Source organism: Desulfotignum phosphitoxidans DSM 13687 (assembly GCF_000350545.1).
In the GTDB taxonomy this organism is placed as follows: domain Bacteria; phylum Desulfobacterota; class Desulfobacteria; order Desulfobacterales; family Desulfobacteraceae; genus Desulfotignum; species Desulfotignum phosphitoxidans.
The window spans coordinates 116,038-140,350 of record NZ_APJX01000008.1; the positions used below are offsets into that span (position 1 = coordinate 116,038).

General features: G+C 49.0%; 27 protein-coding genes. 18 read left to right on the forward strand and 9 right to left on the reverse strand.

The features are described 5' to 3' along the window. Positions 1 to 134 precede the first annotated feature (134 nt). Both DPO_RS17055 and DPO_RS17060 read right to left on the reverse strand, forming a co-directional pair. Positions 135 to 863 carry a DUF5131 family protein gene (locus DPO_RS17055; protein ID WP_006965475.1) on the reverse strand — a complete coding sequence of 243 codons (729 nt, stop codon included), beginning with the start codon at positions 861 to 863 and terminating at the stop codon, positions 135 to 137. Between the two features lie 150 nt (positions 864 to 1,013). After that, positions 1,014 to 1,730 (reverse strand): hypothetical protein, encoded by a 717-nt coding sequence (locus tag DPO_RS17060; protein ID WP_006967519.1) that lies wholly within the window; start codon positions 1,728 to 1,730, stop codon positions 1,014 to 1,016. Positions 1,731 to 2,362: 632 nt separating this feature from the next. Here DPO_RS17060 and DPO_RS24085 point away from each other — a divergent pair. Further along, on the forward strand, positions 2,363 to 2,839 hold the full coding sequence (locus DPO_RS24085; RefSeq protein WP_006965478.1) for a transposase: 477 nt from the start codon (positions 2,363 to 2,365) through the stop codon (positions 2,837 to 2,839). 33 nt (positions 2,840 to 2,872) lie between these two features. On the opposite strand, the gene DPO_RS17070 is transcribed toward DPO_RS24085, so the two are convergent. Then, complete coding sequence (locus tag DPO_RS17070; protein ID WP_040011731.1) at positions 2,873 to 3,379, reverse strand: helix-turn-helix domain-containing protein; 507 nt, start codon at positions 3,377 to 3,379, stop codon at positions 2,873 to 2,875. 44 nt (positions 3,380 to 3,423) lie between these two features. On the opposite strand from DPO_RS17070, the gene DPO_RS17075 reads away from it, so the two are divergent. The 10 genes from DPO_RS17075 (at position 3,424) to DPO_RS17115 (ending at position 10,765) form a co-directional block, all read left to right on the forward strand. Continuing rightward, positions 3,424 to 3,948, forward strand: a complete 525-nt coding sequence (locus DPO_RS17075) for a magnesium chelatase subunit ChlI family protein (RefSeq protein WP_040011784.1) — start codon at positions 3,424 to 3,426, stop codon at positions 3,946 to 3,948. 6 nt (positions 3,949 to 3,954) lie between these two features. Then, a complete protein-coding gene (locus DPO_RS17080; RefSeq protein ID WP_006965481.1) occupies positions 3,955 to 4,878 on the forward strand; it encodes an Hsp33 family molecular chaperone HslO in 924 nt (307 codons plus the stop codon). Between the two features lie 229 nt (positions 4,879 to 5,107). After that, positions 5,108 to 5,407: a hypothetical protein gene (locus DPO_RS17085; RefSeq protein ID WP_006965482.1), complete on the forward strand. Its 300-nt coding sequence runs from the start codon at positions 5,108 to 5,110 to the stop codon at positions 5,405 to 5,407. A 27-nt stretch (positions 5,408 to 5,434) separates the two neighbouring features. After that, positions 5,435 to 7,288: an indolepyruvate ferredoxin oxidoreductase subunit alpha gene (gene iorA / locus DPO_RS17090; protein ID WP_006965483.1), complete on the forward strand. Its 1,854-nt coding sequence runs from the start codon at positions 5,435 to 5,437 to the stop codon at positions 7,286 to 7,288. Positions 7,289 to 7,313: 25 nt separating this feature from the next. Continuing rightward, positions 7,314 to 7,907 (forward strand): indolepyruvate oxidoreductase subunit beta, encoded by a 594-nt coding sequence (locus DPO_RS17095; protein WP_006965484.1) that lies wholly within the window; start codon positions 7,314 to 7,316, stop codon positions 7,905 to 7,907. After that, positions 7,900 to 8,340: a type II 3-dehydroquinate dehydratase gene (aroQ, locus tag DPO_RS17100; RefSeq protein ID WP_006965485.1), complete on the forward strand. Its 441-nt coding sequence runs from the start codon at positions 7,900 to 7,902 to the stop codon at positions 8,338 to 8,340. Before DPO_RS17095 ends, aroQ begins: the two co-directional genes overlap by 8 nt. 4 nt (positions 8,341 to 8,344) lie before the next feature. Next, the gene (mqnB, locus tag DPO_RS17105) at positions 8,345 to 9,091 is read left to right on the forward strand and encodes a futalosine hydrolase (RefSeq protein ID WP_006965486.1); all 747 of its coding nucleotides are present in this window, start codon (positions 8,345 to 8,347) and stop codon (positions 9,089 to 9,091) included. Then, the gene (locus DPO_RS17110; RefSeq protein ID WP_006965487.1) at positions 9,088 to 9,903 is read left to right on the forward strand and encodes a TatD family hydrolase; all 816 of its coding nucleotides are present in this window, start codon (positions 9,088 to 9,090) and stop codon (positions 9,901 to 9,903) included. Before mqnB ends, DPO_RS17110 begins: the two co-directional genes overlap by 4 nt. Positions 9,904 to 10,008: 105 nt before the next feature. Continuing rightward, a complete protein-coding gene (locus tag DPO_RS26480) occupies positions 10,009 to 10,293 on the forward strand; it encodes a tRNA threonylcarbamoyladenosine dehydratase (protein ID WP_006967521.1) in 285 nt (94 codons plus the stop codon). After that, a complete protein-coding gene (locus DPO_RS17115) occupies positions 10,268 to 10,765 on the forward strand; it encodes a tRNA threonylcarbamoyladenosine dehydratase (RefSeq protein WP_006967522.1) in 498 nt (165 codons plus the stop codon). Before DPO_RS26480 ends, DPO_RS17115 begins: the two co-directional genes overlap by 26 nt. On the opposite strand, the gene DPO_RS17120 is transcribed toward DPO_RS17115, so the two are convergent. Beyond that, the gene (locus DPO_RS17120) at positions 10,755 to 12,482 is read right to left on the reverse strand and encodes a long-chain-fatty-acid--CoA ligase (protein WP_006965489.1); all 1,728 of its coding nucleotides are present in this window, start codon (positions 12,480 to 12,482) and stop codon (positions 10,755 to 10,757) included. The two genes, DPO_RS17115 and DPO_RS17120, sit on opposite strands and share 11 nt — an antisense overlap. Positions 12,483 to 12,721: 239 nt before the next feature. On the opposite strand from DPO_RS17120, the gene DPO_RS17125 reads away from it, so the two are divergent. Together DPO_RS17125 and nadB are read left to right on the forward strand one after the other, a co-directional pair. Then, positions 12,722 to 13,330, forward strand: a complete 609-nt coding sequence (locus DPO_RS17125; RefSeq protein ID WP_006965490.1) for a TIGR04211 family SH3 domain-containing protein — start codon at positions 12,722 to 12,724, stop codon at positions 13,328 to 13,330. Continuing rightward, positions 13,327 to 14,949: an L-aspartate oxidase gene (gene nadB / locus DPO_RS17130; protein WP_006965491.1), complete on the forward strand. Its 1,623-nt coding sequence runs from the start codon at positions 13,327 to 13,329 to the stop codon at positions 14,947 to 14,949. The genes DPO_RS17125 and nadB overlap by 4 nt, the downstream gene beginning before the upstream one ends. 7 nt (positions 14,950 to 14,956) lie before the next feature. Here the strand turns inward: nadB and DPO_RS17135 are convergent, their stop codons facing one another. Beyond that, positions 14,957 to 15,625, reverse strand: a complete 669-nt coding sequence (locus tag DPO_RS17135) for a small multi-drug export protein (protein WP_006965492.1) — start codon at positions 15,623 to 15,625, stop codon at positions 14,957 to 14,959. A gap of 28 nt (positions 15,626 to 15,653) precedes the next feature. Continuing rightward, complete coding sequence (gene ubiE / locus DPO_RS17140) at positions 15,654 to 16,355, reverse strand: bifunctional demethylmenaquinone methyltransferase/2-methoxy-6-polyprenyl-1,4-benzoquinol methylase UbiE (protein ID WP_006965493.1); 702 nt, start codon at positions 16,353 to 16,355, stop codon at positions 15,654 to 15,656. A gap of 126 nt (positions 16,356 to 16,481) precedes the next feature. Between ubiE and dnaJ the strand changes: the two genes are divergently transcribed. Next, entirely contained in the window at positions 16,482 to 17,585 is a 1,104-nt protein-coding gene (gene dnaJ / locus DPO_RS17145; RefSeq protein WP_006965494.1) for a molecular chaperone DnaJ, read from the forward strand. Positions 17,586 to 17,600: 15 nt separating this feature from the next. Beyond that, positions 17,601 to 17,984, forward strand: a complete 384-nt coding sequence (gene queD, locus DPO_RS17150) for a 6-carboxytetrahydropterin synthase QueD (protein ID WP_006965495.1) — start codon at positions 17,601 to 17,603, stop codon at positions 17,982 to 17,984. A gap of 12 nt (positions 17,985 to 17,996) precedes the next feature. On the opposite strand, the gene DPO_RS17155 is transcribed toward queD, so the two are convergent. The 3 genes from DPO_RS17155 to DPO_RS17165 all read right to left on the reverse strand — a co-directional run bounded on the left by DPO_RS17155 (position 17,997) and on the right by DPO_RS17165 (position 21,454). Continuing rightward, complete coding sequence (locus DPO_RS17155; RefSeq protein WP_006965496.1) at positions 17,997 to 19,373, reverse strand: NAD(P)/FAD-dependent oxidoreductase; 1,377 nt, start codon at positions 19,371 to 19,373, stop codon at positions 17,997 to 17,999. Beyond that, the gene (locus DPO_RS17160) at positions 19,363 to 20,472 is read right to left on the reverse strand and encodes a hemolysin family protein (protein WP_006965497.1); all 1,110 of its coding nucleotides are present in this window, start codon (positions 20,470 to 20,472) and stop codon (positions 19,363 to 19,365) included. The genes DPO_RS17155 and DPO_RS17160 overlap by 11 nt, the downstream gene beginning before the upstream one ends. A gap of 91 nt (positions 20,473 to 20,563) precedes the next feature. Beyond that, positions 20,564 to 21,454 (reverse strand): LysR family transcriptional regulator, encoded by an 891-nt coding sequence (locus DPO_RS17165; RefSeq protein WP_006965498.1) that lies wholly within the window; start codon positions 21,452 to 21,454, stop codon positions 20,564 to 20,566. A 167-nt stretch (positions 21,455 to 21,621) separates the two neighbouring features. Between DPO_RS17165 and DPO_RS17170 the strand changes: the two genes are divergently transcribed. The 3 genes from DPO_RS17170 (at position 21,622) to DPO_RS17175 (ending at position 23,821) form a co-directional block, all read left to right on the forward strand. Then, a complete protein-coding gene (locus DPO_RS17170) occupies positions 21,622 to 22,212 on the forward strand; it encodes a PQ-loop repeat-containing protein (RefSeq protein ID WP_006965499.1) in 591 nt (196 codons plus the stop codon). Between the two features lie 537 nt (positions 22,213 to 22,749). Further along, positions 22,750 to 22,896, forward strand: a complete 147-nt coding sequence (locus DPO_RS25560) for a hypothetical protein (protein ID WP_160166906.1) — start codon at positions 22,750 to 22,752, stop codon at positions 22,894 to 22,896. A gap of 46 nt (positions 22,897 to 22,942) precedes the next feature. Continuing rightward, positions 22,943 to 23,821 (forward strand): hypothetical protein, encoded by an 879-nt coding sequence (locus DPO_RS17175; RefSeq protein WP_006965500.1) that lies wholly within the window; start codon positions 22,943 to 22,945, stop codon positions 23,819 to 23,821. The last annotated feature ends 492 nt before the right edge of the window (positions 23,822 to 24,313 follow it).

Consider the following 24,313-nt stretch of genomic DNA (forward strand, 5'->3'; position numbering starts at 1 on the left):
TGTGGAACAATATTCGTCGATCTATTTAAAGTTAAAAAGTCCAAAATTTGGACATATCCAAATTTTGGACTTTTCATTTGTTATGGTATTGCTTGGGCTTCATTCAATTTAACAACCGGGATACTTGGACTGATTTACCCAAACAACCGTAAAGAGTCATTTATCTCCGGCATTTGGTCCCATACCTTCCCCCGCAATAGACGTCCTGTTTTTTTCTTGTTTGTGCCACCCCATTGTTTAAAGAAGAAAGGGATACCATTCTTTACACACTGATTTTTAATATTTATCACCCATTTCTCTTCGATCGGTCTGGCACCGGGGCCGGACTCGCCACCAACGATAACCCAATCAATGCCGGATAGGTCCATTTTCCGCATTGGCCCTAATAGTGGTTCAATTGAAAGAAATTTGATATTGGCCGGGACTTCTCTCAATCTGTCAATTCTCTTAATGAGATTATTGTTTTCAACAGATACACCAACCCAGATGTTGTCAGTCCATTTAAGGCGATCCTTGAGTTTGTGCAGTCGTTTTGACCTTTTGGTTAAAACCTGAAAAGTGTGCCAATGGGCTTTGTTCATAATGGTAAAAACTGATTTAATATACGACACAGGTACATTTTTGTGGAAAAGGTCACCCATAGAACAAACAAATACTGTTTTAGGTTTCTTCCATTTTAATGGTATGTTTAACAGGTCAGGGTGGCAGGTCACTTCAAAGCCATTTCTGTACCTTTGTTGCTTTTCCATGGTTTTTAATCGGTTTGCCATTCTTTCCGCATAACAGTTATCACAGCCGGGGCTTAGTTTGGTACAGCCAGTGACTGGATTCCATGTATCTCCAGTCCATTCAATTTTGCTCATATTAATTCTCCTATTATAAAAATATTGCAGCAGATAAAATTTGACTTTATTGGTTAAACGATATTATTCATTTGAATTATGAGGGGGGTGGGACACCTACCGAACGAAGGCACCCCACTCCACAAAAAAACGACAAATTTGACGGTTTTTTCAAACGTCGTCTTCACCCGGCATATCATGATTCCGCGCAAATTCCGTTTTATGCAAAGCCTTGAGTTGTTTTAAATGTGCAAAAAGATTTTTGATTGTTTCGTAATCTAAATCACCAAAATCATTTGATTTAACAATTTTGTATTTTTTGTTCAAAATGAGATCAAAATTTTTCACAAGCTTTTTGGCAGCACGATTTGTCGAAATGATCAACTCTCCAGAATGAATTTTGCCTTCTTTTTTTAACGATTTTTGCTGCATGCGTTTAATTTTTTGCTTAATTCCTCTATTTTCATTTATTTCCGATTGATAATCTAAGTTTGGTGCAACTATGCTTGACCAATCAGGTGAACTTTTCCTGTGCAGATCCATGATTTCTTTGAAAATTTTTTTACAATCTTTGATTAGATTTTCATCATCTATGACTTTTTCGAATTCCGGCATTTGACTGAAAATTTTTAGTTCCTTTTTGATGGAAAATCTTTTCTCTTTACACAACAGAATAAACGATTCTAATTCACAGATTGGTATTAATGATAATATTGGAAATTTTTTTAAATCTATGTGCTGAGCAAGCCTCATATAACGTTGGGCTTTCTTTGCACTTATGTAAGGGAATTTTTTTTGTCGATAAGGTTCCCATTTTCCCCCAATTTTTTTATTCAGTGTTTTTAATTTATTTAATTTTTTACCCAAACGCCAGGCATACGTTGTCATAGTGGATGAAAATTTTTCATGCTTTTTATAATAGTCTCTGATTTTTTTTTCGCACTCTTTGATTTTTGATTTAATTTTTTTGTTTCATCGTTGTTCTTTTTTCTCTTCTTCATAATAAACCTCCTGTCTATTACTTTGTTTTTTTAAACACATCGTCTTTTTCTGATATATCCTCTTTTTGGGTATTTGATTTTTGGGTGATCCAATTTTGGGTGAGGTCCTTTTTTGAAAATGGTTAAATGAATTGGCCCAAAGTTCGTAACTCTTGTCTCGAATTTCAGTCGATTCAAAAGGTACAAAATTAATTGAAATTTCCCATTCCGTGTTATTGCGTGCCATATAAAAATCTCACTTGCTAAACTGAGTCTTTGATAATGAAAATGGGTTTTTGCCACGCACACATAAACGAATAAAATTGAACTGCGATCTGAAGGTAAAGAACGGTGTTTTTAAGGGAAATTTGTTTCTTTAATTCCGAAAAATATTATTCACATATTAATTTGTACCGAAAATTTTAATGTTGCAGTTATTCCGAAAAATCAAAAGCGTTGCCTTTTTTCCGAAAACATGAAATTGTATTTGAGCCTTTGATCCGAAAATTCGACATCTGAAATATTATACAGGTGAGTCTAATGAAAGAACTTCAATATTATAAGCCAGACCAAGAACAAAGGTTCCTAAGGAAGCATCGCTCTGATTTAGAAGAATTTGAAAAAAGATTTCCGACTGAAGATGTTTGTAAAAAAAGGTTGGAGGAATGGAAATGGCCCGAGGGATTTAAATGCAGTAAGTGTGGCCATAACAAAAATTACTATAATGCATCGAAAAAACTTTATGAATGTCGGCAGTGTCAGTTTCAGCATTCCTTGATGACCGACACCATTTTTCATAGGACAAGAACCCCATTAAAAGCATGGTTCTATATGATTTTTGTTATGGGGCTTACAAATAGAAGGGTGATACCCCGAGAAAATTTCATAAAATATTTGGGTAAGCTGGAAGCCGGAAATCATTATAAAGCCTTAAAACGGATTGGTTCTATCATTAACTTGATGCCTGAAAAAGAATTTAATTGGTATCTTGACCTGGTAAAATATCTTAAAGAATAGTCTGTAGGGAAGCCCACAGCTTAGGTGCTCCAACTATTTTTTTGTGTTTTTATGAAATGTTTTGAATGTGGTGCTAATATTATTTTCATCTGATTTTATCCAGGCTAAAATCATGTCTTTAAGTTTTGGTAAAGGATCTGATTTTCCAAGCTCCCACCGATTTATGGATGTCGGATCAACATTAAATTCCTTGGCTACCTGTGGAATGGATAAAAAATTCTTCATCCTGGTAGCACGTAATTTTTCACCGAAGGTGTTTAGTTGCTGAGGATAAAACTTATTATTTTTGAAACAAAGCTGCCAAAAATCATTTTCAAGCATAGATCCATTAATATGAGGTTTTAAAAATTCAACAATTGATTTTAGGCAGGGTAGGGTAGGTTGCATCCTCCGGTATTCCCAATTGATGATAGTATCTTCTTCGACCTTTAATAATTTTGCTAAATCTTTGATCTGTAAATTTAAGTCCATCCTTGTTTTTCGGATGAGATCACCAAGAAAATGAATCGTCTGAGGGTAATCTGGTTTGAAAACTGTCATTGGAATTTCATGTTTTATCTGATAATTAGAGACATATGTTAAAGATGATGAAAAGTTGTTATTCTGAAGCTCACGGATGCCCGTGCGGTTATCTGTCGGAACCCGGCAATACCTGTACATGCAGTTTTTCCCAGATCCAGGCTTATCGATCCCGGATTTCCGGTCCTTTGATGGACCGGATGGATATCCAGGTGGCGGTTCCCAGGGTGTCTTTTGCCTCCCTGGTTTCCCGGAAGAAATCCGAGGACTCCGCCAGTGTGAGGGAGAGGGTGATGCCGGCCCGGCGCATTCAGATCGAACGGTTCAAGTCCGTTTCCATTTTCTGCAATGCCCGCATGGGTACCCGGGAAATCCAAAAATACTGCCGCCTGGATGCTAACGGGCAGCGGTTGCTGGCCCGTGCGTCAGACACCTTGATGCTTTCGGCCCGGGCCGTTCATTCCATTCTTAAAGTGGCCCGCACCATCGCGGATCTGGACCAATCTGCAGATATCCGGACCGGACATGTGGCGGAAGCGGTTCAGTACCGGGGGTTTGACAGAGAAAACAATTCAACGCTAAATGGATGATTCAAGATGATTAAAAAAGATATTTTCAAGCAAGATGTCAAAGCCCGGTTTAAAGCGGCCGCCAAAGACCGGGTACACCGCTTTGTCATGGCAGATAACAAAATCAAGGGCGCCATGGTGCATGCCACGCTCATGGTGAATGAAATGCGGGCCAGTCATGAACTGGGACCTGTGGAAACCCTGATTCTGGGGCAGGCATATATTGCCGGGGCCCTGCTGAGTACCACCCTCAAAGGGGAAGACCGCATCAGCCTGAGCATCGAGTGTTCAGGGCCCATCAAAGGATTGGACGTGGAAGCCAATGGGTATGGAGAAGTCAGGGGATTTTTGAAAACCCCGGAAATCGTTGCTTCAGATTCAGCCCATACCCAATCGTTGTCTGCTTTGTTCGGGGCGGGATTTCTGACCGTGACCAAATATCTGGAAGATGCCAGACACCCTTATTCCAGCCGGGTTCACCTGGCACACGGCACCATTGCCCAAGACCTGGCCGCGTATTTTCTGGAGTCGGAACAGATTCCCACGGGACTGAACTTAAGTGTGGTGTTTGATGAAAACCAGGCCGTGACCGGTGCCGGGGGGATTTTTCTCCAGGGCATGCCCGGAGCGGATTTACAATCGCTGGATATTGCGGAACAGATCCTTGGGCAGATGGATCCCCCGGGCCAGACGCTGGCCCGGGGAAAATCAGTGGAAAATGTGGTGATGGAGACATTTGCCCCCTTGTCTCCCCGGCTGCTGGACCAGACCCGGGTATCGTTTTTCTGCCGGTGTTCCCGGGAACGCATGCAGGGGTATCTGAAAAATCTGTCCCCGGATGTCCGGACCGATATTCTGGAAAACGGTCCCTTTCCTCTGGAGATCCGCTGCCATTACTGTCATTCCGTGTATCATTTCACCCAAAAGGCCCTTTCCCGGGTCCTGGGTTGATTCTGATGCAGATCACGGAAAGGGGCAGACCCTGTCAACATACCGGGAACGGATCGGTCCTGTCGGTCCTCCCCGCAAATAAAATATTTGCAGAAACAAGAGTTTTCCTTGCAAAGCAGCACGGTTATAATATAAATATTTGATAGTGTGAAATAGCCATATGACGGCTATATTCAAGCTAAACATTAAAATGGCCATCCATCAACCGATACGATAAGAGGTGTTACCCATGTGTAATCATTGCCACGAACATACGCACACGCATGCCCCTGAAATTGTTCAGCTCATGCCGATCACCCACCCGCTGTTCGCCGTATATCAATCATCCCCGCCGCCGGCATTTGCCAGTGAAAAAGGAAAAAACAACATCAGCCTGGTGCCCGTGCTGTTCATGGGGCTGATCCGGCACGGGGAAAAAAGCATGGTGGAAGGTTTTTTTGCTTCAGGAACGATTCAGTCGTGTGAAGATATTGACGGGTTCAAGGGATATGCCGCTTCCCTTGACGTCGCTGAAAAACTGTATGCGTAACATTCACGCTTAAACCAAGGAGGACTCATGCACAAATTGTTACAGGACCTCCCGGGAGAGAAGATCATGCTCCTGGGAAACGAAGCCATTGCAAGGGGAGCTGTGGAAGCCGGGGTGGCCTTTGCCACGACCTATCCGGGCACCCCTTCGTCTGAAATCTCTTTGAACCTGTTCCAGATGTCTCAGGAATCAGATCTTTACTTCGAGTACAGCACCAATGAAAAGGTGGCACTGGAAGTGGCGGCGGCAGCGGCCAATTCAGGACTTCGCACGTTCTGTATGATGAAGCATGTCGGGCTCAATGTGGCGGCGGACCCGCTCATGACCCTGGCCTATGTGGGCGTGACCGCCGGCATGGTGATTCTTACCGCGGATGATCCGGCCATGTTCTCCAGCCAGAACGAACAGGATAACCGCTATTACGCCAAATTCGGGAACCTACCCATGATGGAGCCGTCTTCTGTGGCTGAAGCCAAGGATATGATCAAAGACGCGTTTGAGCTGTCCGAATCTTTGAAACAGCCGGTGCTTTTGCGCACCACCACCCGGATCAACCATTCCAATGCGTTTGTCACCTTTGGGGAAATCAAGCCCAGAAACACGAAGGGCCGGTTTGAAAAAGATCCCCATCGCTGCGTCACCGTGCCGGCCGTGTCCCGGGGCCTGCATGTCAAGGTGCTGGAAAAAATGAAGAACGCGGCCCGATTGTCAGACACCTCATCCTATAATTTTGTTCAGGGACAAGGGCCTTTAGGGGTCATCACCAACGGCGTGAGTTTTTATTATGCCGCAGATGCGGTCAAAGACCTGGGGCTGACGGACCGGGCAAAAATTCTGCGCCTGGGGTTTTCCAATCCGTTGCCCCGAAAAATGATTGCCGATTTTCTGAAAGGGTGTGAAAAAGTGCTGGTGGTGGAAGAGGGCGAGCCGTTCATGGAAGAGGCGGTCAAAGCCATTGCCCAGGAACAGGGCATCACCATTTCCATCAAAGGCAAGTCCGATGACCTGTTTTCCCGGTTGTTTGAGTATGATCCCGCCATGGTCCGGGAAAAAATGGCGGCATTTTTCAATGTGCCGTATACGCCGAAACCGTCTGTGGACACATCAGATATCCCGGAAATCCCCATGCGGCCCCCCAACTTATGTTCCGGATGTTCCCACCGGGCCACATTTTACGAGGTCAAACAGGCGGCCAAAGACATGGATGTGATCTGTCCCAATGACATCGGGTGCTATACCCTGGGATTTCTGCCGCCCTTGAGCATGGGTGATTTTGTCATCTGCATGGGATCTTCCGTGAGTTCTTCCTGCGGGTTCAGCAAGGCCACGGATCAGAAAGTGGTGTCGTTTATCGGAGATTCCACGTTTTTTCATTCCGGGATCACCGGCCTGGTCAATGCCGTGTTCAACAACCACAATTTTACGCTGGTCATTCTGGAAAATGATATCACGGCCATGACCGGACATCAGCCTCATCCGGGCGTGGACATGGATCGGTTCGGCCTGTCCGGATACGGCCGGGTCAATATCGAGAAACTGGTCCGTGCCGTCGGGGTGGAACATGTCTCCATCATCAAACCGTTCAAAGTGCAGAAAAGCATTGATGTGATCAAGGAAGCCCTGGCCTTTAAAGGAGTGTCCGTGATTATCTCCCAGGAACCCTGCGCCCTGTATGCCAAAAGTCTGAAGCTGAAAAAAATCAGGCCGTTTATGGTGTCTGACAAATGCGTGGATCACCGGGACTGCATCACCACCATTGCCTGTCCGTCCTTTTATCTGGACAAGGACAATCGCGTGGCCATTGATGCCAACACCTGTGTGGGCTGTGCCGTCTGTGCCCAGATCTGTCCGGAGAACGCCATCCGGCCCCTGAAGCAATAACTTGAAAATACAAGGATGTGAATATATGGAAACAACCAGACTTATCATTGTAGCCGTCGGCGGGCAGGGCAATCTTCTGGCATCCAAGGTGCTGGGTGAGGCCGCATTGCTTGCCGGAGTGCCCGTGCGCATGAGTGAAATTCACGGCATGGCCCAGCGGGGAGGCGTGGTGGAATCCGCCATGGTTTTCGGAGACGCGGAAAGCTCCATTATTTCGGACGGGGAAGCTGATATTCTTTTGGGATTTGAACCGGCCGAGACCCTGCGGGCCATCAAACGGTGCAATAAAACGACCCAGGTGATTACCAATACCGCGCCCGTGCCGCCCTTTACCGTGGCGGTCGGGCTGGGCACGTATCCGGACGTGGAAGAGATCAAACAACTGATCCAGGCCAAAACCGCCGGACTGGTGGCCATTGATGCCATGTCTCTGGCCCGGGAGGCGGGTAGTCCCATGAGTGTCAATATTGTGCTGTTAGGGGCCCTGGTTCAGACCGGGGCTTTGGGATTTGACCGGGATGTGGTGGAGGAAGCCATCAGGCGCCGGGTCAAACCCGCATTCCTGGATGTGAACCTCAAGGCGTTTGACCTGGGGTTCAAGGCGGCAGCCGGTGTCTGATATCTTTGTTTTAAACGGTCCCAATCTGAACATGCTGGGAAAACGGGAGCCGGAAATTTACGGCTCCCTTACCCTGGATCAGATCCACGGGGAACTGACAAAAAAAGCACAACCCCTGGGCCTGTCTTTGCATTTTTTTCAGTCCAATCACGAAGGGGCCCTGGTGGATGAAATTCACCGGATTTACGAAATGTCATCCGCCGGGGTGATCATCAACCCCGGCGGGCTCACCCATACCAGCGTGGTGTTAAGAGATGCCCTGGCCATGCTGACCTGCCCCGTGGTGGAGGTGCATCTGTCCAATATCTACAAGCGGGAATCTTTTCGTCACACCTCGCTGCTGTCGGACATGGTGATGGGCCAGATCACCGGATTCGGACATTTTGGGTATCACATGGCTCTGATGGCCCTTCACCATCATCTGTCAAAGTGATGCCATGGCCGCGCCGGTGCTGATTCTGTGTGCCACCCGGCTGGAAATGGCCGCATTTCTGGCGCGTCACCCGGCCGAATCCATGGGGGATACTCCCGGGAACCCGGATGTGATGGTCAGCCCGGATCGATCCTGGCATCTGGTCATATCCGGTCCCGGGGTGTTTAACGCCGTATGGGCACTGACGGCCTGTCTGGAACGGTTCCGGCCTCAGTTCATTCTTCACACCGGGATTGCCGGGGTGTTTGCCGGCACGGGTCTGGATATCGGGGATGCGGCCGTGGCAGTGAAAGACACGTATGTGCACGCCGGGGTGGATCTCTCCCGGCCCGGGACACATGCGGCATGTTCGCGCCTGTCTCCGCTGCCGTTTGACCTGATTGCCGGTCAGGGCCTTACCCGGCAGGGAATTTACACACTGGACCTGAAACTGGCCCATGCCTGCAAAGACCAATTGACCCGGTCCCTGAACTGCCGGGTGGGCCAGGGCCCGTTTATCACGGTATCGGCAGTTACCGGGTCCCCGGAAAAGGCGAACGCCCTGTCCCATGCGTACCGCGCGGTGATGGAATCCATGGAAGGCGCGGCAGCCGCCCATGTGGCAGGGTTGTATCAGGTGCCCATGGCAGAGATTCGGGCCGCTTCCAACCGGGTGGGAGACAGGGACAAAACCCGGTGGGACATCCGGACAGCCGCGGGCACGGTGGCGGATATCTGTGAAACCATTATCAGAAAAAGACCCGGATCATGACATCGGAACCCATCCTGCAATACGCGGATGCCCATTGCCATCTGCATGATCACCGGATTGTGAAAGATGTCCCCGGCATTGTTCAAAGGGCTGCAGATGCCGGGGTGACCCATATGGTGTCCTGTGCCACCATGGAAGAAAATTTTGAGGCCACGGCAACGCTGGCCCGCCAGTACCCGGCCATTGTTCCCTGTTACGGCATCCACCCCTGGTTTCTGGATGCTTTGACACCTAAATGGCAGCAGGTGCTGGGGGACCGGGTGGCCGCCAAATCCTGCGGCATCGGAGAAACGGGGCTGGATTTCATGGACAAACACGCGGACCGGGACGGGCAACTGGCCGTATTCACCTGGCACCTGACCCTGGCTCAGGATCTGGAACGGCCCATCAACATTCACATCCGAAAGGCCTGGGACCCGTTTATCCGGTTGCTGAAAAAAACAGGCCCTTTGAAAACTCCGGGTTTGGTGCACTCTTTTTCCGGATCCGCAGAGATGGTGAAATTATTGATCCGGTATAACCTGTATATCTCTTTTTCCGGGTCCGTGACCCGGCCCGGGGCCAAAAAAGTGGTGAACGCCCTGAAGGCCGTGCCCGGGGACCGGATCCTGCTGGAAACCGATGCCCCGGATATCTATCCCAGTATGCCGGACCCGGATCCCCATGGTCTTAATGAACCCAAAAACCTGCCGGCCATCGCCCGGATCGCGGCGGCCCGGGCCGGTGTGCCGGTCGTTGATTTTGTCGGTCAGGCCTATGCCAATGCGCGGGCCGTGTTTGGCCCGATCATCCCGGCAGCGGGGGTGATTTGATTTTTTATGAAACCACGAAGATCACGAAGCGCACGAAGAAAGGGCCTCTTCGTGATCTTCGTGGTACAATAATCTTACCGCCAGAAATAGGATTGATTGGTGCGTATGCCGGATATGAATCAGTTTGACAGGACCGCCCGTCTGATGGGCACACAGGCCGTGACAAAACTGGGACATGCCAGAGTAGCGGTGTTCGGGTTGGGCGCCGTGGGGTCTTTTGCGGTTGAAGCATTGGCCAGAGCCGGGGTGGGGTATCTGCGCCTGGTGGATTTTGACCGGGTGGACATGTCCAATATCAACCGACAGCTGTATGCGCTTCATTCCACTTTGGGCGAAAAAAAACGCAGAGATCGCCAGGGCCCGGGTGCAAGACATTTATCCGGCCTGTGATGTGGACATCTGTGACACCTTTGTGAATGCAGACAGTTTAGATACGCTGTTGTCTCCGGATCTGGACGTGGTGGTGGATGCCATCGACGGGTTGAATTCCAAGGTCAATCTGCTGGTGGCGGCCCGGCAGATGGATCTTTGTGTGGTCTCTTCCATGGGGGCCGGCGGCCGAAAAGAGGTGTCCCAAATCAGAACCGGCGATATCAGCGACACCCAGGTGTGCCCCCTGGCCCGGGTGGTACGCCGCCGGCTGCATCGCCGGGGCGTGTTCACGGGAATCCGGTGCGTGTACTCTTTGGAACCCCCGGTTTTATCACCGGATGCAAAGATTTTGCCCGAACAAGAAGCACAAGATCCAGGAAACAGTCCCGGTCACGGCCGGCAACGGCCGCCCATGGGCACTATTCCCTGGATCCCGGGCATATTCGGTCTGACCCTGGCGGCGGAAGCCGTTCAGATCATTACCGGCTGATCTCCTCGTCCCGCAATACCCGGCGCAGCACCTTGCCCACATTGGACAGCGGGATGTCTTCTTTGAACTCGATAAATCGTGGCCGCTTGTATCCGGCCATATTTTCCTTGCAAAAGGCATCGATTTCTTCTTTTGTGGCGGTTTCTCCCTGTTTGAATTTGATGAACGCCTTGACTTTTTCGCCGCTTTTTTCGTCCGGCACCCCCACCACGGCGGCCAGTTCCACCTTGGGATGGGTGTAAAGAACATCTTCCACTTCCCGGGGATACACATTGAAACCGCCCACAATGATCATGTCTTTTTTGCGGTCCGTGATAATGATATATCCGTCTTTGTCGATGAATCCGATATCGCCGGTGAGAAAATAGCGGTTCCCGTCAATGGTTACAAACACCTCTTCATTGGCATCGGGTCTGTTCCAGTACCCTTTCATCACCTGGGGACCACAGATGGCCAGTTCCCCGTTTTCGCCCGTCGGTACCTCTTGGGTGCTGTCTTCCAGTTCCACGATTTTAACATCCGTGCCCGGCAGGGGAAACCCGATGGAACCGATTTTCCGGGTTTCCTTGAAAGAGGGGTTGATGCATACGGCAGGGGCGGTTTCCGTCAGGCCGTATGCTTCAAAAATAATGGACCCGGTTTTTTCTTCAAACTGCCGGCATACTTCCGGCGGCAGCGGGGCTCCGCCGGACAGGCACCCCATGATGGAGGAGATGTCGTATTTTTCCAGATGGGGATAGTTGGTAAAGGCCACAAAAATGGTGGGAACAGCCGTGATAAAGGTGGGCTTGTATTTCTGTACGGCTTCCATCACCCCGGTGAAGGGCGGGTTCCCGGCCCGGGGGTCCGGAATGCAGATAAGCCGGCTCCCGGACAAAGCGGAAAACAACAGTGCACTGGTAATACCGAAACTGTGGTACCAGGGCAGTACGCCTAAATAAGTGTGGTATCCGCCGTGGCGCATTTTTTCCGGTTTGCCGCCGGGTTCGTGCACAAGACGGAAATATTCTTCACAGGCTTCCAGGTTGTAGGTGAAATTGGTGTGGGTGAGCTCCGCACCCTTGGGGACGCCTGTGGTGCCGCCGGTGTACAGCATGATGGCCGTGTCTTTTTCGGGAGATACCGTGATATCCGGCGGGGTCGGAGATGATGCCGCCACAATGTCGTCAAACATGTGATGGCCGGGATCGATCTTGTCCGCCTTGGGAATTTTGCCCAGCAGGCCGCCGATAAACCCCTTGAGCCGGGGCAGGTAGGATTTGACGTTGCACACGATCACGGTTTGCACCTGCGTGTCTTTAATGGCTTCCTGGGTGTTGGCGTAAAATTCGGGATGGTCCATGCAGAACACCATTTTGGATCCTGAATCGTTCAGCTGGTAATGGAGTTCCTTGGGTGTATAGATGGGGTTGCAGTTGACGGCCACGGCACCGGCTTTCAAGATTCCGAAAAGCACTTCCGGAAAATGGGGAATGTTGGGAAGAAAAATCGCAATCTTGTCTCCTTGTTTAATGCCGCTGGCAGCAAGGAAATTGGCGATTCTGTCGGCCGTATCCTTGACCTGGGCATAGGTTCTGGATGCGCCGTTGAAAATCGTATACACGTTGTCGGGGTACTTTTGCGCCGTCCGGTCCAGGACCTGGGTCAGCGGATAATGGTAATTGGTCACATCATGGGCCACACCTTCCGGCCAGTAAGGGGTCTGCCATTTCTCCATCATGGGTCTCCTTTGTTCGGGTACACGGGTTTGCGAAATCCTGCTGTCATGTTTTATTTTGAAACGAAAAATTTTTGCCATTATAGTCATATCTTTTCAAATTTGAAATCTTTTTCGTATAGCAAAAAGAAAAACATGGATTGGGGTGGATAACGTGATTTCGGGTTGATAAACCGGAACCGCAATGGTAATGAAATAACCATGTCAATAAAACAATAAAAGGAGTATGCAAAACCTAAATGACCAAATGGATGAAACTATGCGTTATCCTGTGTGTATGGGGGTGGGTGTCCGGGGTCGGGGCCCAGGAAATGTATGTGAGCGGGATTACCAAAATCACCATGCGCACCGGGCCGGGGGTCGAACATAAAATTTTGGCCATGCTGGAATCCGGTTCCCGGCTGGAAGTGATGGAGTATCAATCGGACTGGTCTCTGGTTCAGACAGAGAATCAAAAACAGGGGTGGGTTTTGACCCGTTTTCTGACAGAAGACAAGCCGTTGACATTTCAGGTTGAAACGCTGAAAAAACAAAATAAAGACCTGGCAGACGCACTTGAAAAACTTGACACACAGAATCAGATCCTGGCTGAAAAAAATCAGGCCTTAGCGGATATCGAAGAAAAATACCGGGATTTGAAGCAGGCATCGGCTGATTTTATGGAACTCAATGAAAAATACAAAGCCCTGGTTCAATTGTCAAAAGAGCAGGCACAGCAGATTTCAATGCTAAAGGAAAATCTGAACAATGAAGCCATGCTGTGGTTTCTGAGCGGGGCCGGCGTGTTTATTGTGGGATTGATCCTCGGGCTGAGTACCCGGAAGAAAAAGAGACATTCATTATTATGATCCGAAAAACCGATTTTCTGGTGATCGGCAGTGGTATCGCCGGACTGAGTTATGCATTAAAGGCCGCTGAACACGGGCATGTCACCATTATTACCAAAAAAAATATTCAGCAGAGCAACACGGCCCTGGCCCAGGGCGGGGTGGCAGCCGTGTTCGGAAAGCAGGATTCTTTTGATCTGCACGTGGCGGACACCCTCAAAGCCGGGGATGGCCTGTGTAACCGGGAAGTGGTAAAAATGGTGGTGGAAAACGGGCCGGACCGGATCCGGGAACTGGTGGATCTGGGTGCCCGGTTCAACATGGCAGGCACGGGTAAATTTGATTTTTCCATGGGCCGGGAAGGCGGGCATTCCGTCAAACGCATCATCCATGCCCATGACCTGACCGGCAGGGAAATTGAAGACGCTTTGGTGGCAAAGGCCAGAGAACATGACAATATCACCATTCTGGAAGATCATGTGGCCGTGAACCTGATCACGGTTTCTTCCACCGTTCGCAGCGGTGTGCTGGTGACCCACTATGAAAACAGCTGCTGCGGGGCGTATGTACTGGACAATGCCACCGGCCGGGTGGAAACCTTTCATGCGGCCGTGACCCTGCTGGCCACGGGAGGGGCGTGCAAGATTTATCTGTATACCTCCAATCCGGATATCGCTACAGGCGACGGTATTGCCATGGCCTACCGGGCCGGGGCGTCCGTGGCCAACCTGGAGTTTGTCCAGTTCCATCCCACCTGCCTGTATCATCCGGAAGCCAAGAATTTTCTGATTTCCGAAGCTGTGCGGGGTGAAGGGGCCGTGTTGATCGATGCCAAAGGCCGGCGGTTCATGGCAGACTATACCCCGGAAAAAGAACTGGCCTGCCGGGACGTGGTGGCCAGGGCCATTGACAGTGAACTCAAGAAAACCGGGGCGGAATCGGTATTTCTGGATATTTCCCATAAAGATCCTGATTTTGTCCGTGAGCGGTTTCCCCATATTCACGCCCGGTGCCTGGAATACGGCATCGATATCACCACGGATCCCATCCCCGTGGTGCCGGCGGCCCATTACATGTGCGGCGGGGTGGCTACGGATCTGAAAGGAAAGACCGATGTCCAGGGGCTGTATGCCGTGGGAGAAACCGCGTGCACCGGGCTTCACGGCGCCAACCGCCTGGCATCCAATTCACTGCTGGAAGCCCTGGTTTATGCCCACAATGCGTATCTGGATTCCGTTAAAAATCTGTCGGCCATCAGAAAACAAAATATGGATGTCACCCTGGCACCCTGGGATGAAACCAACACCTCGGACAGTGATGAAGCCATTGTGGTGTCCCATAACTGGGATGAGATCCGGCGGCTCATGTGGAATTATGTGGGGATCGTCCGGTCGGACAAGCGGTTGCAGCGGGCGGCCCGGCGTGTCAAAACCATTCACGATGAAATCGACGAATATTACTGGGATTTTAAACTGACATCCGATCTGGTGGAGTTGAGAAACCTTGCCACCGTGGCAAAACTGGTGATTCAATCTGCACTCTCAAGAAAAGAAAGCCGCGGACTTCATTACAATATCGGATATCCCGAAAAAGACGACACCCGGTGTTTAGTTCCCACGATTCTGAAAAAACGGTTCTGAAATCCCATCAGGGGTCCAGCGGTTTTTTCCGGCGCAACGATTCAATGAGCCGGCGGATTTTTCCGAAATAGGGGATGAGTACCAAAATGAGGATGATGACAAAAAAAGACTGAATCATCTGAAACCGCTCATCTAAGAATTCGAAAAATTCAAACCACAGGACCAGGGCCGTCAGGGTGCCCAGAAATGTGGCGGAAAAATTTCGGATCCAGCCCAGCCCGATCATACTGCCGATGATGGCACCCACCACGGGTCCGGTAACAGGCAAAGGAATCATGACAAACAAAAAAATACCGAACCATCCGAACCGTTCAATTTTGTGCTTTTTTTTCAGGGCCGTTTCCGCCACCCGTTCCATGGCCCGGATTATCCATTCCACCCGCAGGTAGTTGGTCGTTGTCAACGCAAAAACGGCATAGGTGAAAAGCACCACCATCACTTCCAGATAAAAGTTGTAGAATATGGTGGGAAACGCGGTGAGCCCCTGCAGGATGCACAAGCCGATGCCAACGGATCGGCCGCCGAACGTATTGGCAAAAAAAGTGAGAATCAGGGTTTTTGCCAATGCCGCATCCGTGGCAAGATAAAAACCGATGGTACCCACAAGCACCAGGGCCATACAGATACTGATGATCAGCAGTTTGCCCTGGGTGGTTTTGAAAAGCTGGTTTTTCATGCTGTTTTTTTTTCAGTGCAAGGCTGGATTATTGACGGGTACCGACAAACAAGGTGACAATGCCAAAGGACATGGGTTTAAACCGCACGCGGCTGAATCCGGTTTCCGACATCATCCCGGCAAAGGCATCCGGCGCGGGAAATTTCAAAACAGATTCAGGCAGATAATAATAGGCATTGTTATCTTTTGAAAAAAAAGCCCCGATCAGCGGCAGCACTTTTTTGAAATAACTTAAATAAATGGGTTTTAAAAAAGGGTTTTGGGGGGTTATCAGTTCCAGAACCGCCAGTTTTCCGCCGGGTTTGAGCACCTTGTAAAATTCAGACAATGCCCGGGGCCGGTTCATGATATTCCGGATGCCGAAAGCGATGAACACAGCATCAAACGTTTCCGGAAGGAACGGCAGGGCCAGCGCGTCCCCGTTCACCAGACAGATGCTTTGGTTGGATTGGGCAGCGCATTTTTTTTTGCCGGCATCCAGCATGGCATAGGAAAAATCCAGGCCTGTGATCCGGGTGCGGCCTGTAAGATGGCGGCTCAAGGCCAGGGCCACATCACAGGTGCCGCAGGCCACATCCAGAATCCGGCTTTCCGGCCCCGGCGCCGCGGCCCGCACCATCTGGTTCCGCCACATGACATCCTGGCGGAGACTGAGCAGGCGGTTCAGGAAATCATATCTATGGGCGATTTTGTCAAACATTCCCTTGACAAAATCAAGTTCTTTGTTCATCGTTGACAACCTGAATTTCAGGATTAGTTTATATTATTTATCACAGACAGCTAGGAAACGTACCATAACGGGGCAAAGATTACAAACAAAACCATGCGGAAACGAACTGGAACAATTGGGTAAGTTATGACTGAAAAACGCGACTACTATGAAATCCTGGGTGTGACCCGGGATGCAGATAAAGTGACCCTGAAGAAAGCATACCGGAAACTGGCCATTAAATTCCATCCGGACAAAAATCCCAACAACCGGGAAGCGGAAGACAAATTCAAGGAAGCGTCCGAAGCCTATGAAGTTTTGAGCAATGAAAACAAACGCCACATTTATGACCAGTTCGGGCACCAGGGACTGGAAGGGGCCGGCCATTCCGGACCCGGTGGATTTGAGGATATTTTTTCCAGCTTCGGTGACATATTTGAAGACTTTTTCGGATTCGGTGGTGGCCGGGGGGGCCGGAGCAACCGGGTGCAGCGGGGATCTGACCTGCGCTATAACATGACCATTGATTTCATGGAAGCAGCGTTCGGTACTGAAAAAACCGTGTCCATACCCAAACTGACCCAGTGTGACGAATGTGACGGCACGGGAAGCCGGCCCGGGACTGACGTGGAAACCTGCGCCCATTGCCACGGTACGGGCCAGTTTATCCAGAGCCAGGGATTTTTCAAGGTCAAGACCACCTGTCCTTATTGCAAGGGCCGGGGCAGTATCATTTCCGATCCCTGTCCCAAATGTGTGGGGGCCGGCCGTGTGGAAACCGTGCGCAAGGTGCAGGTCAAAATTCCGGCCGGCGTGGATGTGGGGTCCAAACTGCGCCTGACGGGTGAGGGAGAAGCGTCTCCCAGCCCGGGCGGTCCGTCCGGAGACCTGTATGTGGTCATCAATGTGAAACCCCACAAATTTTTCCAGCGGGACGGCAACGACATTGTCTGTGCCATTGACATCTCCTTTGCCCAGGCAGCGCTTGGGGCCGATATCACCGTGCCCACCCTGGTGGGGGAGGAAACCCTCACCATTCCCAAAGGCACCCAGTTCGGAGACAGCTTCCGGCTTTCCGGACAGGGGATCGCTTCATTGCGCACGGGCCGGCGGGGAGACCAGATTGTCAAGGTGCTCATCAAAACCCCCACCAAACTCACTGCCAAGCAAAAGGAATTATTAAAGCAGTTTGACAAACTGGATGGCAACAAAATTTCCAATAAATTGAAAAATCTGTTTAAAAATTTATAGCAACAGGCAGGTCCCATGTTTGAACTGAAAGTTAAAACCCGGTTTGCCGGTGCCCATCGATTGACCATGGTGGGCCAGAAATGTGAAAACCTTCACGGCCATAACTGGCAGGTGGAAGTGTGTGTCAAAGGCCCTAAACTGAATGATGCCGGGGTGCTGGCGGATTTCGGGGACATCAAAAAAGCAGTGCGTCAGGTGGTGGACGGAGACCTGGACCACAAATATCTCAATGAACTGTCTGTGTTTGAGGGCATGCAGCCCACCTCGGAGCGGATTGCCGTTTACATCGCCCGGCAGGTCCAGGCCCTGCTGGATGAGAATCTGCCGGAAAAATTACAGGTGTCCCGGGTCATGGCATGGGAATCAGAAGATGCCTGCGCCATCTACTATCCGGACTAATTTTTTTTTTGATTATTGCCGGGCAATAATGTGTTTGGCCGGAATCAGGCCCGTGGCGGCGGCAGACACGATATTACCGGCCACACCGGGCCCGTCGCCCGCCACATACAACCCGTTGATCTTTGTTTCCAGATGGTTGCTGGTTTCCACCTGGGTGGCAAAAAACTTGATTTCCGGGGCGTACAGCAGGGTTTCGTCGTTGGAAACCCCCGGCACCACCTGGTTGAGGATTTCCAGGCCCTCGATGATGTTTGACAGGATTCTTTCCGGCAGGGCCATGGCAATATCGCCACATACCACATTTGTCATGGTGGGTTCGATATAGCCTTTGCGGATGCGGTGCCAGGTGGAGCGGCGCCCCCGTTTCAGGTCCCCGAACCGCTGTAAAATAGGTTTGCCCCCGCCGATGATGGTGGCCAGCCGGCCGATGGACTCGCCATAGGACTGGTTGTCGGTCACGGGTTCCGTCAATATCACTTTGGACAGAAACGCAAAATTGGTGTTTTCCGATTTTTTTCCTGAATAGGCATGCCCGTTGACACACACAAAATCCCGGTAGTTTTCCAAAGAGATGAATCCCCCCTGGTTGGTGCAAAACGTTCTTGTCTGATCGTCATAGGTATGGGTCTGGATAAAAAAAGTGGGATCATAGATGATGTTACACAGATCGTCCATGATATCATTGTGCACCTCCACCCGGACCCCTACTTCGATGCCCCGCTGGCTTAGGTTAATACCGTGTTTTTGTGCCACTGTTGCCATCCAGTTGGCCCCCACCCGTCCCGGGGCCAGAATCACATGTGGGGCCTCATACGTGGCCTTGTCCGTGACCACGCCGGTCACCTGCCCGTCCTGTTCCAGAATATCGGTGACGGTCTCGTTGACTTTGACGGCCAGCCCTTTTGCCCGGATATGATCCGCCATGGCAGCGATATACCCGGGCAGGTTGTCAGACCCTAAGTGTTTCTGCCGGATGAGCATCAGGTCGATGCCGAAACGCCGGGCCTCTTTTCGGATCTGCCGGGCTGCGTCCATGTCCGTGGGATAGACGGGCCCGTCCATGTTGAACCGGGTGAACACGGCTTCGGTTTCATCGATCAGGGCCTGGGCCTCTGACAAGGGCATGAACTGGGTCAGATCGGTTTTTCCCAGCCGGGGAATGAAATTGAGCTTGCCGTCGGAATACAGCCCGGCCCCGCCGATGCCTGACAAAATATTGCACGGGTCGCATCCGACGCATTTCTGCAAATGATGGTTGGGGCATTTGCGTTTGAGAGGCTCTTTGCCTTTTTCAATGAGCAGCACCTTGAGCCGGGCATGTTCCATCAGATACCCGGCGGCAAACAACCCTGCCGGTCCGCCGCCCACAATAATCACGTCATATGTCATTTCCGGGTGTCTCCGTTGTTTCCGGCTCCAGGCCCATGGCTTTGGCCCGGGCCATCCACTGTTTCCGGGCCAAAGCCCGCATATCGATTACATTGTCACTTTCATCCACGATTTCCATTCCCATGAGGGTTTCAATCAGGTCTTCCAAAGTCACCAGCCCGTCTGTGCCCCCATGTTCACTGACAATCAGGGCAATGTGCTGACGCTCAGTCAGAAACCGTTCAAACAGCACGGTCAAAGGGATGGAGCTGGGCACGGCCATGATTTCCCGTTTCAGGGCCTTGAGTGTTTCATTTCCCCTTTTCTGGGCCATGAAAATCAATATATCATCTTTGAGAACAAACCCCGTGGCATCGTCTAAGTGTGATTTGTACAAGGGCAGGCGTGAAAACGGAGTTTTCATGATGTATTTCAAAGATGCATCAATGGTCATGTCTTCGGGCAACGCAGATACCACGGTGCGCGGTGTCATGATATCCGTGGCTTTCAGACTTTCAAACCGCAGCAGATTCTGAATGATTCTGGATTCTTTGGTGTGGATCTGACCCGTGCGTTCACCCACGGATGCCATGGCAATGAATTCATCCCTGGAAAAAATATGCATGGTTTTTCCCCGGGAAATGAATTTGGTCAGTTTTTCAGACAGCCAGACAATGGGGTACAGGATGGTAATCAGCGTGTTGATGAAAATCGCGGTGGGGCCGGTCAGGCGCGACCAGTAGACCGCACCGATGGTTTTGGGAAGGATTTCCGACAGAAACAGGATCATCAGGGTCATGGCGGCGGAAAACACCCCGAACCAGGCGCTGCCGAACACGGCCGTGGCTTTGGCTCCCGCACCGATGGCCCCGACGGTATGGGCAATGGTATTCAATGTCAGAATGGCAGCCAGAGACCGGTCCACATTGTCCTGTTTAAGTCGCTGCAAAAGCGCGGCTTTCCGGGGATGGTTTTTTTTCAACCCTTCGATATACGAGGGAGTGACACTCAAAAGAACGGCTTCCGCCACGGAACACAGAAATGAAAAAAACAGGGCCAGCCCCACATACAGGATCAATCCCAGGATATCAGTATCCATCCGGCCGAAAATAGGGTTCATGAATGTGGATTCCTAAGTGTTTGTGAATAAAAGTCGTTATATTTCATGGGGCTACCATAATCATCTGCCAGGATGGGTGCAAGAAAAAAACTCAAGGTCTTTTTGACCGCAGCTGCATGGCCAGGTGCATGAAATTTTCCAGGACCCCGGTGATTTTTTTGTTCTTATGCCAGACCATCAGCACAGGGGTGGTCAAATCCTTTGCCCAGTTCAACGGCACCAGTTCCCTGTTTTGAAGCTCGTTTTGTATGGAATTTTTTGGAAGAATCGTCAAGCCAATGCCTTTTTTGACACATTCTTTGATGGCTTCGACACTGGTGATTTCTATGATACAGGCTGGTTTTACCATGTGCGTGTTCAGCAGCTGCCTGAACGGGAGGCCGTATCCGCACCCTGTTTTTAAAAATAAAAGTGTTTCAGCATGAAGGTCTTTTGCATCGACGGTGGGCTTTCCCGCCAGGGGATGGGTGGGAAGCGCCGCCATAATCAGGGTTTCAGTAAAGATTTTTTCCGTGATCAGCCGGGGGGAACTGATGTAGTCGGAAAAAATAAAAGCCAGATCGATCGCTTCCGTCTGAAGTTCATTTTCGATATTGTTTTCCAGACAGTTGCTGATATCAAACTGAACGGCTGGATACTGTGCCAGCGTTTTTTTAATGAGGTCGGGAAAATAACAGTCAATAATTGCTTCCGGCCCTCTCACGCAAATCGTTTTCTGGGGCGTTTTTTTCCCTGTGATGTCATCAATGGCCTCCTGCTCCATGGAAAGCAGTTTATTGGCATATCCGACCATTTTTTCACCGGCCGTGGTCAACTGCACTTTTTTCCCCATGCGTTTGAAAAAAAAGGCGCCCATTTCATCTTCCAGGGATTTGATCTGGTTTGATACCGTGGATTGCGCACAATTTAAATACCTGGCCGCCTGGTTGAAATTTAAAAAAGCCGCCACGGTTTTGAATGTCTTCAGCTTATATAAATCCATTGCCACCTATATTTTAATCGTATTTTTCGATTATACATATCATTATTTATCGTTGGACGCATCTGAAAAAATGCATTAATCCATTTAAACGATAGAAATCAGAACACCACTGATTCGACAGCACGATTAAAAAACACCAAACATAGCCTGAAAGACCACAACAAACAATGAATATCACAGTCATTCTGGGTCTGGCCGGCACAGTCATCGGACTGGTCCGGGCCCTGCCGCAGCTTGTCAGGCTGTTGCGCTCAAGACAGGCCTTAGGGGTTTCCGTTGACACGGCCTTGACCAGTGCCATCGTCAGTTTCGGCTGGGCCGCCTACGGGGTTTTGACAAACCAGCCCTATGTGACCCTGGCCACGGGCGCATCCGCCGCTGTTTTTTTTGTGATCACGATATCTGCCTTGAAATTCGGGCGCAACATCAAAGAATTCCGGATTGCCCCGGTCTGGTTTGTTGCGCTGTGTGTTGCGTTTCTGATCAAGGGACAGGCGGGTCTTGGCATCATCTTGCCCATCAGTATTCTGGTGTCCAACATTCCTCAGATATGCGTGGCAGCCAGGGAAGAAGACCTGACGGACCTGTCTTTTGGGACATGGGTGCTGTCCATGTCGGACGGGTTGGTGTGGGGATTGTATTCCGTGATTGAGCAGGATTATTCCATCATGGTTTTTGCATTGTTTCAGCTGATGACAAGCGGAGCGATCGTTTTTTTGAAATTTTTGAACCAGAAGAAACATCACGCCGAGGTCTGAAAAATGCCATGACCGCCAGCAGCCGCGACCGTGATACCAGTGTTATTAGGGCACTTCAGGTATCACTATGGGCGATAAGGAATGAATCGGATCATCAGGTCGCTGTTTACGCTTTTTGCCACAAGTAGCAAAACGCGTAAACAGCGATTTATGGCAGGATTTTGCCATCCAGAAAATGGCGAAAAAGCACGGTTGGCCTGAATCTCTGGTTTAATTACAGCCGCTGGTAAATGCAAATGATTTTGACCGGTTCAAGGCACTTTCCCTGCTGATCACTGGTGAATCCCCGTGATCGGAACAGGTCTGTTGCAACATAATTGCAAATTGCTTGTGCTTTGGCAGACTTCGTGATATCGAAACAATGGTTGAGTTTTTATGGTGTTACAACTTGTTGCAATATCCTAAAATCTCAATTTGTTAGCACCGCGATTAGGTGTTTTCCCCTATAGCAATTAGGTATTTTCTCTAATTGACATGAAGGTGTTTCATTGATAGGGCTTTCATGATTCGGTAAATATGGTGGTTTTTTTGAGAGTAATGAGTGCAAACCTTGCTGTAAAAAAAAGATCTGGTGCAGATGTAAAAGCTAAGAATAGGTGTTGGGATAAACTCTTAAAAAATGCTGAGAAAATGGGTTATTCTGAAGTTGAAAAATTAGTTAAATCCAAAAGAAAGAATCTATGAGCTATGTGACCAAATTAGTAACACTTTAACAATAGGAACAAAAACCATGGCTACCAAAAAAGAATGGGTTTATCGAGCGCTATTCGCCTCGGGTGGATTTCTTATGGGAAGATTATGGAATAACAATCGCGATACGTCAATAACAACAAAAGAAAAATCTGTTGAAGAATATTGGGATAGTGAACTCAATAAATTTGATGAAGTTACTGTATTTGAATCCCTCGTCTATATTATATCGGGATATTATAAGCTTATTACTTATATTGTCGAAAACAAAGAAATTATTCTTCAAACTCGAGACAAGTTAAAAAATGATTCAGAACTATCTTCTCAAATAAACCAATTAGAGTCAGAGTGTCCAAGCTTTTTTTATTACTTAAGCACATATGATATTTCTAAGCTTAACACTACCATAGAAGAAATCCACACCACGGTGAAATTACCTGATAATTTACAGAAATATTCGTTCAAATTAAAAAAAGATTATTTATTAAAATTGTCTGCACCAAAAGACAAACATAGCAAGTTTTGTAACATTTTCCTGTCTTCATTTGCGTATAATTATATTCGGAATATAGAAGGAGTGTGTCATACTGTTTCTGACATAGTTTTTGAGGCCTTAGATGGTGATGATTCAGGCCAACTGTTTGAAATGGATTTATTAGAGTTTATTGATTATGTAAAACGATTTTTATTATTAGCCCGGCCACTAATAAAAATCATAATCAAAGATTCCACTAAAGTGTTATCAAGAGATAATGATAGTCCAGATGAATGGGGGTTTCTTTCAAAACCCTTTACGTCTTTAGATAGAGATGGGTGGGAGTTAAGTTGTCCAAGATGCAAGAGTAGTAACTCTTGGACTGGAAGGATTTGTCTAAATAATTTATGTAGATTTCCCCTCAGACGTCCTTCAATATTCTAACGTGGGTAACCCGTAACCCGTAACCCAATTGCCCTCCTCACTTTCTTGTTTTTTTTGACAGAAACTGAGGAGTAAGGCACTGATCCCGCAGGTAAAAATCTGCTTGAATGACATGCACAGATCGGACAAGAAGAAGGATCGCCATCAAACAATTCAGCCACATTGCCACTATCCCTCTGGCGGCATGAGGTATGCGGGTAGTCCCGGTATGTGATGATCCTGAATTTCTATTATAAGGATTTGAAGTGGATGGCATTCCAGGTCTCGACAACCAAGGAAATTCTCCGGGACAGGTTCAAATATTTGGGAATTATTCTAATATAATGAGCCCATCCCGAATTCAACCATAATTATCCAATACCAGAAATTTTCCATGGCCTTTTTATAAAGGATACCAACAGTATTCTAAATTTACCAGCAGGGTTATTCCCTCTCGAAAAAAAGTTTAGAACATATGCCGGTAATCAGTACCGCCTTCTGGAAAAGACGCAA